Origin of the sequence: Hungatella hominis, from assembly GCF_014288005.1 — a bacterium.
Lineage (GTDB): Bacteria > Bacillota > Clostridia > Lachnospirales > Lachnospiraceae > Hungatella > Hungatella effluvii.
In genome coordinates this window covers 20,158-33,777 of the sequence record NZ_JACOPB010000025.1, presented here as the reverse complement: position 1 = coordinate 33,777, position 13,620 = coordinate 20,158, and the positions used below count along the sequence as shown (strand labels likewise).

The 13,620-nt window shown below is 44.6% G+C and carries 14 protein-coding genes; 13 read left to right on the top strand and 1 reads right to left on the bottom strand.

Features of this window, described 5'->3' with window-relative positions:
- Window positions 1-21: 21 nt before the first annotated feature.
- The 4 genes from H8S75_RS29510 to H8S75_RS29495 are packed head-to-tail and all read left to right on the top strand — an operon-like array spanning window position 22 to window position 3,332.
- A complete protein-coding gene (locus H8S75_RS29510; protein ID WP_187024569.1) occupies window positions 22-849 on the top strand; it encodes an ERF family protein in 828 nt (275 codons plus the stop codon).
- A gap of 48 nt (window positions 850-897) precedes the next feature.
- Window positions 898-2,157: a DNA primase gene (locus H8S75_RS29505; protein WP_187024579.1), complete on the top strand. Its 1,260-nt coding sequence runs from the start codon at window positions 898-900 to the stop codon at window positions 2,155-2,157.
- Complete coding sequence (locus H8S75_RS29500; RefSeq protein WP_187024568.1) at window positions 2,138-2,770, top strand: single-stranded DNA-binding protein; 633 nt, start codon at window positions 2,138-2,140, stop codon at window positions 2,768-2,770. Before H8S75_RS29505 ends, H8S75_RS29500 begins: the two co-directional genes overlap by 20 nt.
- A 25-nt stretch (window positions 2,771-2,795) precedes the next feature.
- Entirely contained in the window at window positions 2,796-3,332 is a 537-nt protein-coding gene (locus tag H8S75_RS29495; RefSeq protein ID WP_187024567.1) for a hypothetical protein, read from the top strand.
- 67 nt (window positions 3,333-3,399) lie between these two features.
- Here the strand turns inward: H8S75_RS29495 and H8S75_RS29490 are convergent, their stop codons facing one another.
- A complete protein-coding gene (locus tag H8S75_RS29490; RefSeq protein ID WP_187024566.1) occupies window positions 3,400-3,711 on the bottom strand; it encodes a helix-turn-helix domain-containing protein in 312 nt (103 codons plus the stop codon).
- 149 nt (window positions 3,712-3,860) lie between these two features.
- On the opposite strand from H8S75_RS29490, the gene H8S75_RS29485 reads away from it, so the two are divergent.
- From H8S75_RS29485 to H8S75_RS29445, 9 genes are all read left to right on the top strand, one after another.
- Window positions 3,861-4,190 (top strand): hypothetical protein, encoded by a 330-nt coding sequence (locus H8S75_RS29485; RefSeq protein WP_187024565.1) that lies wholly within the window; start codon window positions 3,861-3,863, stop codon window positions 4,188-4,190.
- Between the two features lie 387 nt (window positions 4,191-4,577).
- Window positions 4,578-4,871: a hypothetical protein gene (locus H8S75_RS29480; RefSeq protein WP_187024564.1), complete on the top strand. Its 294-nt coding sequence runs from the start codon at window positions 4,578-4,580 to the stop codon at window positions 4,869-4,871.
- Window positions 4,868-5,467 carry a single-stranded DNA-binding protein gene (locus H8S75_RS29475; protein WP_187024563.1) on the top strand — a complete coding sequence of 200 codons (600 nt, stop codon included), beginning with the start codon at window positions 4,868-4,870 and terminating at the stop codon, window positions 5,465-5,467. Before H8S75_RS29480 ends, H8S75_RS29475 begins: the two co-directional genes overlap by 4 nt.
- A gap of 78 nt (window positions 5,468-5,545) precedes the next feature.
- Complete coding sequence (locus H8S75_RS29470) at window positions 5,546-6,148, top strand: hypothetical protein (protein WP_049943652.1); 603 nt, start codon at window positions 5,546-5,548, stop codon at window positions 6,146-6,148.
- 18 nt (window positions 6,149-6,166) lie between these two features.
- Complete coding sequence (gene recD2, locus H8S75_RS29465; RefSeq protein ID WP_187024562.1) at window positions 6,167-8,419, top strand: SF1B family DNA helicase RecD2; 2,253 nt, start codon at window positions 6,167-6,169, stop codon at window positions 8,417-8,419.
- Window positions 8,420-8,443: 24 nt separating this feature from the next.
- Window positions 8,444-8,800, top strand: a complete 357-nt coding sequence (locus H8S75_RS29460) for a DUF3560 domain-containing protein (RefSeq protein ID WP_187024561.1) — start codon at window positions 8,444-8,446, stop codon at window positions 8,798-8,800.
- An 83-nt stretch (window positions 8,801-8,883) separates the two neighbouring features.
- Window positions 8,884-9,237, top strand: coding sequence for a hypothetical protein (locus H8S75_RS29455; RefSeq protein WP_187024560.1), 354 nt, complete (start codon window positions 8,884-8,886; stop codon window positions 9,235-9,237).
- A 51-nt stretch (window positions 9,238-9,288) separates the two neighbouring features.
- A complete protein-coding gene (locus tag H8S75_RS29450) occupies window positions 9,289-11,112 on the top strand; it encodes a P-loop NTPase family protein (protein ID WP_187024559.1) in 1,824 nt (607 codons plus the stop codon).
- A gap of 15 nt (window positions 11,113-11,127) precedes the next feature.
- Complete coding sequence (locus tag H8S75_RS29445) at window positions 11,128-13,620, top strand: vWA domain-containing protein (RefSeq protein ID WP_187024558.1); 2,493 nt, start codon at window positions 11,128-11,130, stop codon at window positions 13,618-13,620.

The window sequence follows — 13,620 nt, the reverse complement described above, 5'->3', positions numbered from 1 at the left end:
AAAAAATTGAGGAGGAAACACATGACATTACAAGAGAAGTTTGTGGAAATACGCAAGGCGATTCCGGCATTAGTAAAGCGCAGGTACAATGAGAATGTTGACTATGACTTTCTCAAAATAGACGATATCTACCGATTTTTGACTCCGGCTATGAACGAGTTTGGGGTCAATTTTGATATTGTGGATGAAACGGCTACCAATACTGACGAAAATGGTAACCAGGTTTTTGTCCGCTATATTTCAGGTGTGAATTACTGGCTGTATGAGGCGGATTTAAAGTTACTCTGGACCAATGTGGAGGATCCGCAGGATTTTAAGGAAATTAAAATTCATGCGATCGGAACCAATGAAATGCCGGATAAAGCAAAAGGAAGCGCTTTTACTTATGCTTTGAAATATTATTTCTTCAATAAGTTTACGATTGACCAGGGCGGTGATGACCCGGATATGCAGCAGGAAAACTATGATGAGCAGGAAGGGGATGGCGCGAATTATGAAGATAAGAAAGAGGAGGCAGCAAAGACACAGGCTCCGCCACCTTCCCGCAACATTAAACCAGAAAGTGGTACACCCGTACAGTTACCGGAAAACGCGAGAAAGGCACAGCAGGAAGAGAAGCGAACGGTACAACCGACTCCTGATGCATCGGCTTCCGGAATGTTTACTGTGGAAGATGCCAAAAAAGTGGTATGCAACTTTGGCGTGGCAAACAGAGGACGGACACTGGGGGAGATTGCGCTTGACGGGGCAAAAGGAATTGATGATTTGCAGTGGATGGCATACAAATACAAGGGTCCAAACGATACCGTCCGGCAGGCTGCAAGAGTTTTATTAAAAGCTGCGTCTTAATTACAATATTTTTAATCTAGTGGATTTGTAGTTAAAGGAGATGGGGAAATCGAAAATTTTATACCTCCCTTCAGCATCGCTGACGTTGTAGATATTCTGAGACTAATCCGTCTGACGGATGGAGAAGATTCATTTAATCTGATTTGCCCGTTTTGTGGGGATGACCGCGGGAAAATGAACGCCTGTATCTGGAAAGGCAGCCGGATTAAGAATGTGTATCACTGCTACAATTGCGGTGCCCAGGGAAACATGCTTACATTATATTGCGAATTAAAGGGAATCACCGGTCCGGACTGCTTTAAAATCGCGTATCGTGAAATCCGCGAGCAGTTGACTGTTGGCGGATACCCTCTAAACCGGGAATATGAGATTCGGAAGCCATCTGTGATGGAGGCAAAAACTGCGGACAATACAAAAAGGAACAGGGTCTACATGGAACTTCTCAAGCTACTGAATTTAACAGATCGGCATCTGTCTCTGCTAAAGGAACGGGGGCTTTCTGAGGAGGCGATTAAACGGTTCCAGTTTCGCAGTACACCTGTTTATGGGACGGAGGAGCTTGCCAGGAAGCTTTTGCTAAAAGATTTAAGTCTGTCAGGAGTGCCGGGGTTTTATCTCAATAACCGGGGGAACTGGGACATCGCATTTGGTAAGAAGTATTCCGGATATCTCTGCCCGGTTCCGGATATCTCAGGAGATTTAATCGGTTTTCAAATCCGCCTTGACGTACCAATCCATGGAAGGAAGTATATCTGGCTGTCAAGTGCAGGACGGGAAAAAGGAGTTAGCAGCAGCAGCCCGGCCGCATTTTTCGGGAACCCATATGATAAGAGGGTATGTGTAACAGACGGTGTGCTAAAAGGGCTGATTGCTCACGAGTTTTCTGATCGCACCTTCATTGGGAATCCGGGAGTTAACAACTATAGGGGATTAGAACAGCTTCTTACCGTGCTGGCAGGGAATGGAGTTAAAGAAGTCATTGATTATTATGATATGGATCGTCAAATGAAAATAATCTGTGACCATATCGAAAAATACTGTGATACATGTGGTTTGGAGTTTACGAAAGGAGCTGTCTGTCCCTATAAGGAGCGAAAGCGGAATGAAATCCGTAAAGGGAGCAACCGGCTATATGAAATGTGCCAGGCGCGGTCAATCCGATACCGGAGAAAAAAGTGGGATTTAGATTCAGACGGCAGCTGGGCAGGAAATTTTAAAGGAATAGACGATTACTGGAAACCGTATGTAGATCGGCAGAGAAAAAATTACATTACACAGAGGAAAGGAAATGGAGAAACATATGTTTAAGCAGGAGAATGGTGAGAATAGCTACATCAAAATTACAGGCGAGGTGGGACAGGAGCCTTGCTACAGCCATACCAGCTTCGGTGAGCGGTTTTATGAGGTAGCAGTTGAAGTAAAAAGGCTCAGTGGAAATATTGACAAAGTGCCTGTTATACTGCCTGAACGTTTTTGCAGCCAGTTAAAAGCAGGGAGACATGTTGGAATCAGAGGACAACTTCGGACCCACTCTAAAGACGTTGGCAATCATAGGCAAGTATTGTTACGCATTTTTGCACGGGAAGTATGGGAGGCACAGGATTATGATAAGGGTATTAACCAGGTAGAACTGAATGGATTTCTCTGTAAGGAGCCAATCTATCGGCGGACACCGTTAAACCGGGAAATCACGGATTTAATGGTTGCAGTTAACCGGCCCTATGGGAAATCGGATTACATCCCCTGTATCTGTTGGGGAAAAGATGCCCGTAAAGCAGGCGGGAAAAAGGTTGGAGAACCAATTCACATCCTGGGAAGAATGCAGAACCGAAAATATGTGAAGCAGTTTCCAATGGGGGGTCAGGAAGAAATGGTCACATATGAGATCTCCGTTATGAAAATCTTAGACGACCGCGAGTAAATTATATTAGGAAAAGAGGGATAAAATGGCGAGTTTAAATGGAATAACAGTAAAAGGGCTGAAATCAACAGAAGGCCCGGAAAGTATTGTGTGGACCGGTAAGCTATACTTAAATGATGTGATAATTGGAGTATGGTCCAATGATTATTATGGCGGACCTGATTACTTTGAACTGCTCCCGGGTTATGATGAAGAAAAGCTGAAGGAGCAGATCTATGGGAAGTATCCGGACTGTGATTTGATATCGGCAGATATTTTTATGGGCCGCCTGGTGGACCTTATCATAGAAGAGCAGCTCTTTTGTAAAGCGGTTGGAAACAGCGGCGGGCTGCTGCTTTCAATTAATGACGGCTATCATGGAATACATATTGATCTGCCAAGGGAATACGGCGGGCTTTCCGATGAAGAAATTTTGAAAAAAGAAGCCGAACTGATATACAATTCCCGGAAAATGCTGCTTCTGCAAAGCGAAGGGGGAATCCATAAAATTAAAATTTACAGAAAAACAGAGGAATTTTGTGTTGGCAGCCCTATCATGCTTGATGCAATTCGGGAGAATTAGAGGCCGGAAGAACTAAAAATTTATATGAAAATGGCAGGCAGGGAGTTATATCACCACAACCCCCTGCCTAAATTTTATATTTGTATTTCAGATACCTGATAAATTCCTGCAATTCTGCTCTGGCTTCTGGAGGAAAATTTTCTGGCAGCGGCAGAAGCGGTTTGGTGGAGTAAGGGGCCGGGGTATCGGTGAGTCCGAGCAGGTAATCCACAGACACATGGAAATGCTTTGCTATCAGGATTTTCATCGTGTCCGGAGGTTCTGCTTGTTCACATTCATATTTTGATATGGCATGTTTCGTAGTATTTAATATTTTAGCCAGTGCTTCCTGGGTTAAGCCTGCATCTTTTCGCAAATCATATAAGCGTTCACCAACCATAAGCGTCTCCTTTGTACGTCTTTATCACGTCTTGTAACTCAATTATATAGAGTGATAGAAATAAAACACAAAAGTAGAAAATTATGCTATTTATTGATAAAAAGAATAATAAGATACTAATATTATGTGAAGGCGGAGGAGGAAAATACATGATAAGATGGAGTTATATTGTTATTGTTGCATCAGCGCTGCTGTTGGGATTATGGATTGGTTCTCAAATAAACAGGGGAAGGGAAATCAAAGAAAATATGGAAATGGCAGAATTGCTGATTGATAAGGAGAGGAACTATTTTAATGAGTGCAATAAGAAGATTGAAAATCCAGATTATGAGCCGCATCTGGGCTCCAGCGTTGTTTTTAATTTCCATAATGGAGTGTTGACGGTAGAGGAACAGGATTTAAAATACCGCTTTGAAGCAAATAATATGACAATCCGATTTCTAGTAGAGGGGTATTATCAGATTCCCTGGTTTTTTTAAAATGATAAGAAATACAGAGAAATTTATGAGAAATACGTACTCTATGGATCCGAATTTCATAGGCTTATGGAAAAATTATAGAACTCAATAGAGAACACTATATACAGATATAATGTATTGACGGAAACTATATATTGTGTTATTCTTGGAGTGATATTTGATTTATGTCTGGCTTACTGAGCCGGATAAGTTATTTTGTTCCAGCACATAGCTGGAAGTTGAAATTTGAGGGAATACCTTAAAAGGAAAAGGCGCAGCAGGAATCACCTGCTTTCAAGACACTTAGAATGGAAATTCTTTGTGTCTTATTTTTTTGCCTGAAAATGAAAGGAAGGAGGATAGGACGTTTATTAATCTAAGTTGAAAGGAAGGAGGATAGGAACATTAATGGAAGAATTATCACTGACTGTAGCCGAGGCATATGACTGTCTTCTGGTAAGCGAGGAAGGAATGGTTCACAGCTTTGTAAAAGGTTTACCAGGACACTTTTATGGGGCAGATCTTACCAATGAACGGGTAAGAGAACTTTTAAGCGAGGCGAATGACAAGAACCGCCTGTTTCTGGTTGAGGAAGGTATCCTGGATCATAACATCAAAGTCTGGGATGAAAAGACCGAAGAGTGGATTTATTTAATGTGCAGAGAAGGGAAATCAATAATTGCTAAAGGAGAGAGTGTATGAACAAGTGCATTTTTTTAGGCAGAATGACCAATGACCCGGAAATTACTTATACACAGGGAGAAAGTGCAATGGCGATTGCACGGTTTGACTTTGCGGTAGACCGGAGAGGATCGCGGGAAGGAGAGCCTAACGCGGATTTCTTCCGATGCACGGCATTCGACCGCAAGGCAGAGCTGCTGGAGCGTTTTGGAAGAAAAGGACTGAAGCTGTTGTTAACTGGGAAAATGCAGAACAATAACTATACCAACAAAGAAGGGGTAAAAGTTTATTCGATGCAGTACCTTGTTGATGATGTGGAATTTGCAGAAAGCAAGAAAAATAGCAGTGAGGATGGCGGAAATCAGGGGACGCCGCCGGTAAATCAGCAAAGTCAGCCAGCGCAGAGAGCCCAACCGGCGCAGAGCAGTCAGCCGGCACAGAGGAGCCTGCCGTCGCAATCGAACCAGGCACCGTCAAGGCAGCCAGCCAGGCAGCCGGCGAGACAGGCAGCAAGATCAACAGCCAGGAACTCCCAGCGGAATGCACCTGCCGCTAACAAGGGTGACTTTATGAATATTGATGACGGCATGGAAGATGGGAGTCTGCCATTTAACTAAATGAACGAAAACCAGAGGGAATAAGAGTCTTTTGATTCAGGATTTCAGTTCCCTCTTTTTATGAAGGAGGTAAAAAATTTGGAACAGAAAAATATCAGAAAGATCATGCAGCTTGTGCTCTTAGGAATCGGGTGCAGTATTTTACTTCCGTTTCTGCTCCCGTTTGCGCTAGGAATTGCAGTCAATGTCATTTCACTTGGAATCCCATTTTTTGTTGTTCTGTGTGCTTTGAAAAATCCATGGGCGCTGGGTGTATTAAAAAACATGAGGAAACATCTGGTGACCATGCTAGGCGGAACCATTCCAGAGGCGTTCCAGGAAGAGGATACAAAGGCTGCAAAAACAGAGTCTGCACCGTTAGACACAGAGGCAGTCTCAGAAGCGATGGAGGACAGCGTAGAAGATGCAGACACCCAAACGATAATCGCCTGGTATGGAAGGATTGGCAAAGAGCGCTTAAACCAGATTGTTACCAATCTTAATGCAAAAGGCATATATGAATGCTGGCTGCGGAGGGATGGAATCTGTAATATCAGGACCCCAAAGGGGTATCGGCGTGTTGGCTGCCTGCCGGAATATCCGGGTGAAAAGGCAGAGGATATTTGCCGCTTTTTAACCCGGGAGGGGGGATTACAGGCTTCTGTGAAGGGAAGGTATGTTTATTTATCGTGGAATGGCTAATAAGTGGAGGTATCAAGTTTGATTCAGTGTATACCGCATCGCAAGATATATTATAACGATGAAAATGGATATACCATAGCCGCTTATAAGACCTATCAGACAATTCCGGAATCGGCCGAAAACCAGTCTTTCAAAAGCGGAGAGAGTGTTTTTACGGCCATTGGAACTGCAATCCCCTTTATAGAAGGGATTGATACGGGACTGGAAGGTAAGTGGATTAAAACAAGCTATGGATTACAGTTGTCAGTGACGGAAAGTCAGATATTTATGCCGACAACCAAAGAGGGGATTACATGTTATCTGGCATCGGGACTGATTAAAGGAATCGGGCCGGTAACTGCCGGCCGGATTGTAAAACGGTTTGGAGAAGATACCCTGAAGATTTTTGATACACAGCCAGAGAAGCTGCTGGAAGTAAAAGGAATTACGAAAAGCAAGCTGGAGACAATCCTTAGCTCATACTCGGAAAGCCGTTCTTTGCGGGAGCTGATGCAATACCTGGCTCCCTTAAAGGTAGGGCCGAAACGGGTGTCCGAAATCTGTGATTACTTTGGCTCAAAGGCTTTACAAATTGTGAAGGAAAAACCATTCAGGCTTTTTGAATTAAGTGGTTTCGGGTTTGAGAGTGCGGATATCATCGCAAGAAGAAACAAAAATTTCCGGCCAGATGACACACTGCGGATTAAAGCAGCGATTCTTCAGGTCTTAAAAAATTCAGAGGGCGATGGTCATCTGTATTTAGAAGGCAGGGATATTGTTAGACAGGCGGCGGAACTTCTAAATTATGGGATATACCGACAGGCTGTAAATACACGTTTAATTAAGGATATTGGAAATGAAATGGTCTTTTCCGATGAGCTTTTAGCGGCGGAGGGACATTACCTTTATTCCATGAAGAATTATATGGCGGAGAAGATGGCAGCGGTGCATATCCTTCGGGTCATGAACAACAAGCAGCCGGTCTACGACATTGAGCGGGAGCTGGACGAGGTTCAGGGGACTACACACATGGTTCTGGCTAAGCAGCAGAAAGAAGCGGTAAGGCGTGTATTTGCGAATAGTTTATCTATCATAACAGGGGGACCTGGAACCGGAAAAACTACAGTCGAGAGGATTATCTTAAAAGTGTTTGAGAAGAAGGAGCGGAAGAAAACCGCCCTTTTGTGCGCTCCGACCGGACGTGCCAGCCGCAATATGGTAATCAGCACAGGATACCCGGCCATGACCATCCATAAGGCGCTCTACATCACCGGGGAAGAAGAGGAAGTTAATTTGGACCTTACGGAAGAACTGGAGGAAGACCTGATTATTGTTGATGAGATGTCCATGGTGGATATGTGGCTTTTCTTCGTGTTGATTTCTAAAGTGAAGAATGGCGCCAGAGTGGTTTTTATCGGTGATCCGGATCAGATACCATCAGTAGGGCCGGGAAATGTATTTAAAGAAATGATTGATTCAGGAGTTATTCCGGTTACGGTTCTTGACGTACAGTTCCGCCAGGCAGAAGGCTCCCGGATTATTATCAATGCTTTAAAAATGAACAACGGAGATACAGACCTGTTATTTGGAGACGATTTTCAGTTTATATCAGTTGACAGCGACGAGGTGGCGGCTGAAGTGATTGCCGACCTGTACCAGAAAAAGCTGGAAGCAAATCATGGTGATACCGATATGGTGCAGGTACTAACACCCTTCCGGCAGGATACAGCGGTGGGAGCTAACGCCCTCAACAAAAAACTAAGGGAGTTGGTAAACCCGCAGGTTCAGGGTTGTTTAGAAATGAAGCTTGGCAGCTCTGTATTCCGCCTACAGGATAAGGTTATGCAGTTAAAGAACAAGGAAGAGGTATCCAATGGTGATATGGGGATAGTCACTGACATTTATCAAAATGATGACGGAACTCCTACATTAGTGGTCCGGTTTGAGGACGGAAGAATTGGTGAATATGCTTCAGAAGACTATGGGTTACTGATGCTTGCCTATGCGGCTACCATACATAAAAGTCAAGGGAGCGCGTATCCCTCTGTCATCATTCCGGTACTCCCCTGCTTCAAAAGAATGCTGAAACGAAACATCTATTATACAGCGGTGACGCGGGCAAGATGTGAAGTGACTTTAGTGGGAGACTGGGCTGCTTTTTGTGAGGCTGTGATGACGGATGATAGAGAGAAGAGAAATACAAAACTGGCGTATCGGATTCAGCAGGAGGCTTTGAGGATTGAGAAAATAAAATCCCAGGAGACCGGTGCAGATAAGCGAATAGCAAGCTAGTTACGAAATTTAAGGAGGAATACCATGAATCGTTATGAAGAGAAAAAACAGGCTAGGATTAACCGGTATCGGGAACATGCGGAACATGCAGAGCGCGAGTCGGTTGCCCGTTATCAGCGGTCAAATGAGATTGCAAAAGCATTTGAGGGTGGGCAGCCAATCCTCGTAGGTCATCACAGTGAGGCACGGGCCCGCCGGGATCAGAAGAAAATCTGGGATAACATGGAAAAGTCGGTCGAAGCCGGAAAAAAGGCTGAGTATTATGAAGCAAAGGCAGAAGCCGCGGAAAATAATCAGGCTATCTCTTCCGATGATCCGGAGGCAATTCAAAAGCTGATGGATAAGCTGGAACGGTTAATCGAGGAACAGAGCTATAAGTAACGTGTGAACGCCTATTACAGAAAGCATAAGACATGTAAAGGCTGTGGCGGTGTTACCGATGAGCGTGCAGAGATGCTGGCAGTATGGTAAGAAATGGGAGTTCTTATGAGAAAATCCCGTTCCGACGGTTTGAGCTTACTAATCTGAATGCAAACATTAACCGGATTAGGAAAAGGATTGAGGTGCTGAAGGCAAGAAGGGAGACTCCGCCGGAAGGCTGGGATTTTGAAGGAGGGCGTGTTTACATGAATCTGGAAGAAAAACGTGTCCAGATTTATTTTGATGACATTCCATCGGAAGAGTTCCGGCAGTTTTTGCACAGGAACTTAAGTTTTCGCTGGTCAACATACCATGGGGCATGGCAGCGTCAGATTTCAGATACCGCCATATGGGCAGCCCATAGGGCCACAAACCGTTTTTTAGCGGAGGGAGCATGATGTCAATAGCAATGGAAACGTTAAAAAAAGACGAATAGAAAGAGGGATAACATGGCATCTTCAAAGTTATTTGAAAGCTGGACATTCAGCTTACCCGTACCGGAGCCGTTTTTACAGACGCTCATCGACAAGGGGTTAAACAAAGCATCATCACAAGAGGAGCATATCTCGATCTACAATCTGATGCAGCAGGGAAAGCAGTCTACACTTCATGGCCCTGTTTTGCGGGCGATTTTTAAACTGGTGGAGTTAATGGAGACAGATACGGAGGGAGCGTTAGGTGTTCAAAAGAATGAGACAGGTGAGACTCAATTCTACTGCGGCGAATTTAAGAAAAGAGACGAGGAAGAAAGAATTGTTGCCGTATATAATTTCAAAAATGGGAAGTTCAAAGTCTGTGAGAGTGGAATCGGTCTGCATCGGCATATGCCGGCTCTGCGGTCAGGACAGAGTGATGGAAAGTATTTATTGTGTATGCTTGAATACGCCAGCTTAAATATGGACGGTCCGCTTTTTAATCAGGAATTTTATGACAACTTTACGATTTTAAGAGAGCAGTATAAGTACAACTGGACCGATATGGATCTGGCGCTCAAAGCCGCATTTGTCTGCTGCGATAATATCTACCGACGGGTGGAGAAAGCCAATGAGTTGGGAACGGATGGTCTGCCGGTAGACAGGAACTCTCTTGCCTCCGGAAACGCTCCGATTTTAACGCCCCAGGCCATCTCCGGCGGAGAATATGCGCCGACGGAAGTTACGTCTGGACGATTTGAAATTATGAGCGTTAACCGGATTACGGCAAATTCCAGGCCAATCGGGACTCTGGGCAGTAAATACTGTATGAATGTAGAACTGACAGAGGAGGAGAAAGCCCGTGTACCGCAGATTTCCCCCAATTATCATGTGTCAGAGGAGGTACAGGATATCCTTGAGATGATTCAGAATTCTCCTATGCGCACGTTTATGATGCGAGGAGATTCCGGTACCGGAAAGACCATTGATGTTGTCATTCTTGCCAAGGCGTTGGGGCTTCCCTATTATTTTTTGACCTGCTCTGAGGGTACGGATGAGATGGATCTGGTTTCAACTATGATTCCAAATACAAACGATAAGGTAAAGACAGAACCGCCGGTAATGCCCGATTATGAGGATTTCATGATGGATCCGTCCACGGTTCTGAGTGAGTATACAGGGATCTATGAGGAGGATGTGGATATCAGCCAGGCATTCGAGAAGCTGATGGGTCAGATCTATAAAATCGGTTATCAAAACTGCAAAGACCAGAAAGATTTTGTATTGGTGGAATCGGACTTAATCAAAGCATGCCGTCGGCCATCCGTTTTTGAGCTGCAGGAGCCAGCGGTGGTTGGAAAGCCGGGGACCCTGGTAAAGCTGAATGGCCTGTTAGATGACTGTGCATCCATTACCCTGGCGGATGGCGAAATTGTCCGCAGGAACCCGGATACCATAATTGTCTTGACCACCAACACAGATTATAAGGGCTGTAAAGATATGAACGAATCAATCCTGTCCCGTATGTGTATGGTTTTTGATAAAAAGGAGCTGACGCCTGAGCAGATGAAGAAACGGGTCATGGTAAAGACTGGCTGTAAAGATGAGGTCATACTTTTAAAAATGGCGGAAACCGTGGAAATAATCAGGCAGTATTGCAGGAATGAACGGATACGCGGCGGTGTGTGCGGGTATCGGGAGTATGAGTCCTGGGTTTGGGCATACATGGTGACCGGTGATGTGCTAAAAGCGGCAAAATCAACGATTTTAAGTAAAGCAGCCTCTGACAGAGAATATCGGGAGGAGATTTATGAAAACTGCATTAAGGTAAGCTATTTCGAATTTTCGGCAGCGGCATAAGTGGAAGGAGGTTTTATGAGGGAAAAAGGTTATGACCGTTTAAGAATCCGGGAAATCAAAAATAAGATTAGTAATAAGCAGGTTTTTACGTCCAAGCCGTTTATCTATAACATGGAGAAGCTTGCAAATTCATTAGTCCGAAAGCAGGGAAAAAGACTAAAGGTTTCCATAGGATGGAATACCAGCCCATCGGCAACGGTTGCCGTAACAGGAAGAAATAATGTGTATATCAATGCTGCGAATCCTATTACAAGGAGCTTTCCGACAAAGGAATTAAAGACAGACAGCCTGGTGGGATTTCTGGGGCATGAATGCGGCCATCAGAAATATACTGCTTTATATTTACGAAAAGTATATGGAAAGGGGTTTGAAGAAGGGAAAATATATCCCCGGCCACCAGTACCGGGGAATGAAAAAGAGAGTGAGGCACTGGAGGAAATAAAACAGTTCCTCCAGGCCGGAGATAAGGCGGCGGTATCTGTGATTGCAGAAACCGCTTTGCGTATCAATAACATTCTGGAGGACATTTACATCGAAATGCGTATGTGTGATGAATATCCAGGCAGTATCCGGAGAGGCATTTTAATGAATGCGAACCGGCATATAGAGAAGCTGCCGACTGTCACCCAGGAGATACAGCAGCAGGATCATGGGCTGGCAATCATCTTAAATCTGATTTTGGGATATGCCAGAGCCGGAGAAATCAACAACTGGGAAGGCTATACCGGTGAGTATCTGGACTGTTTGTACGACTGTGCGGAGATTATTGATGACGCGGTGGTGAACGTGGATAAAATGGAGCGTTTCCGTGCTGCCAATCAGGTGATACTAAAAATCTGGGACTATATGAAGGATTTGATTGAGCTGCTTCATGAACAGGAGACTAAAAAAAAATCTTCCAATGAAGCGCAGAACGGTGAAACATCTGACTGCGAAGCGGAATCTGGCAGTAAAGAAAGCTCAGATAGTGATGAAGATACTGGCGGGGAGAATGGTTCTTTCAGCCAGGAGGACGATTGCAAGGATAATTCCTCCGGTCAGGAAAACTCCGATTGTGATGCTGATTCTGAATGCGACAATGACCCTGGCAGTGAATCAGAGACAGATAATCAGGATGATGAAGAGGAAGAAGATATTTTACAACATGTATTCTGCAATGTTGCAATTCCGGCGCCAGATTTGGAGGAGGAATGTGAGGAAATTGAGGATCCCCCAGAAGGCTGGGACGGTATATGGGAAGAAGAGGAGGAACATACAGATGAAGAGAAGAAAGAAAATGACCAGAAGTTGGAAGAGAAAGAGGAATCAGATTTGGAAGGAGGCGGAACGGAACAGGAACCTTCAGAGATGGTGGAAAGAGCCGCAGAGGAAGATACTGACCCACAGGACGAGGATGATAAAGAGAATCTGTTAAAAGCACTTTTGCAGATATTTCGCAACAACTCAAAACCGGAAGTCACAGATCAGGAAGGCGGCCGGTTTGAAGGAGAGAGTGTCTGCGAAGAGACAAATGGAGAACGGCTCATCAGATGGGAGCATGCTTATGATGGAAACGGATACTTTGATGCTGCGGAGGACATGAACCGGGTGTTATATGATTTGGCTGAGGAGAAGTATGAAAAGGAACAGGAAAAGAAACTTATCAAAGCCATAAGCAGCCAAGCAGAAAATATGGATTTTGGGTATGCACATGAAGACTGCAACATAGTGGTCCATCGGCTTGAAAATGTTCCGGTTCAGTGCAGACGGATGTACGATAGCCTGTCACCGGATATTTTGAAAACTGCAAAGCGGCTGAAGGAGGAGATGTGGGAGATTATCCATCCTGAAGAAGATGGAATGAAAAAGAACCTTCCTATGGGGAAAAAGATAGACAGCTCCAGGCTTTACCGTCAGGATAGAAAAATATTTATGAGCCGCAGTGCGCTTGGAGAGGCACGGCAGGCAGCAATCGCGGTACTGATTGATGAGTCTATATCTATGGGATATGGAGACAGGATTACCTACGGACGGCTGACTGCGCTGATTCTCTATGATGTCTGTGTGAATTTGGGAATCCCGGTTATTGTCTATGGGCATTCCACCAGCTATGACAAATTCTACACAGAGGAAACGGTAGACTTGTATGCTTATGCTGAATTTGACTCTGTAGATGGGAAGGACCGGTACCGGATTATGGATATGTCTCCGAGAGGCTGTAACAGGGATGGTGCGGCAATCCGCTTTGTTGCGGAGCGTCTGAAAACCAGGACGGAAGAATTGAAAATGCTGTTTCTCGTATCGGACGGTCAACCGTCCGGGCTTGGCTACAGCGGGGATTTAGCCAAAGAGGACTTAAAAACTTTAAAAGGTAATCTAAAACGGCAGGGAATTTTACTTTTTGCTGCAGCAATCGGAGATGACCGGGAAGTGATTGAAGAGATATATCAGGACGGTTTTTTAAATATTTCGGATATCTCCAAACTTCCTGTCCGCATTGCGAAGAAGATTCTAAGTTATCAAAGATAG

Bases quoted from the DNA above. Each gene is read 5' to 3' on its own strand.
- H8S75_RS29510 (WP_187024569.1), top strand. From the start codon at position 22: ATGACATTACAAGAGAAGTTTGTGGAAATACGCAAGGCGATTCCGGCA.
- H8S75_RS29495 (WP_187024567.1), top strand. From the start codon at position 2,796: ATGGCGAGTTTAAATGGAATAACAGTAAAAGGGCTGAAATCAACAGAA.
- H8S75_RS29455 (WP_187024560.1), top strand. From the start codon at position 8,884: ATGGTAAGAAATGGGAGTTCTTATGAGAAAATCCCGTTCCGACGGTTT.
- H8S75_RS29460 (WP_187024561.1), top strand. From the start codon at position 8,444: ATGAATCGTTATGAAGAGAAAAAACAGGCTAGGATTAACCGGTATCGG.
- H8S75_RS29480 (WP_187024564.1), top strand. From the start codon at position 4,578: ATGGAAGAATTATCACTGACTGTAGCCGAGGCATATGACTGTCTTCTG.
- H8S75_RS29445 (WP_187024558.1), top strand. From the start codon at position 11,128: ATGAGGGAAAAAGGTTATGACCGTTTAAGAATCCGGGAAATCAAAAAT.
- H8S75_RS29475 (WP_187024563.1), top strand. From the start codon at position 4,868: ATGAACAAGTGCATTTTTTTAGGCAGAATGACCAATGACCCGGAAATT.
- H8S75_RS29500 (WP_187024568.1), top strand. From the start codon at position 2,138: ATGGAGAAACATATGTTTAAGCAGGAGAATGGTGAGAATAGCTACATC.
- H8S75_RS29490 (WP_187024566.1), bottom strand. From the start codon at position 3,711: ATGGTTGGTGAACGCTTATATGATTTGCGAAAAGATGCAGGCTTAACC.
- H8S75_RS29485 (WP_187024565.1), top strand. From the start codon at position 3,861: ATGATAAGATGGAGTTATATTGTTATTGTTGCATCAGCGCTGCTGTTG.
- H8S75_RS29450 (WP_187024559.1), top strand. From the start codon at position 9,289: ATGGCATCTTCAAAGTTATTTGAAAGCTGGACATTCAGCTTACCCGTA.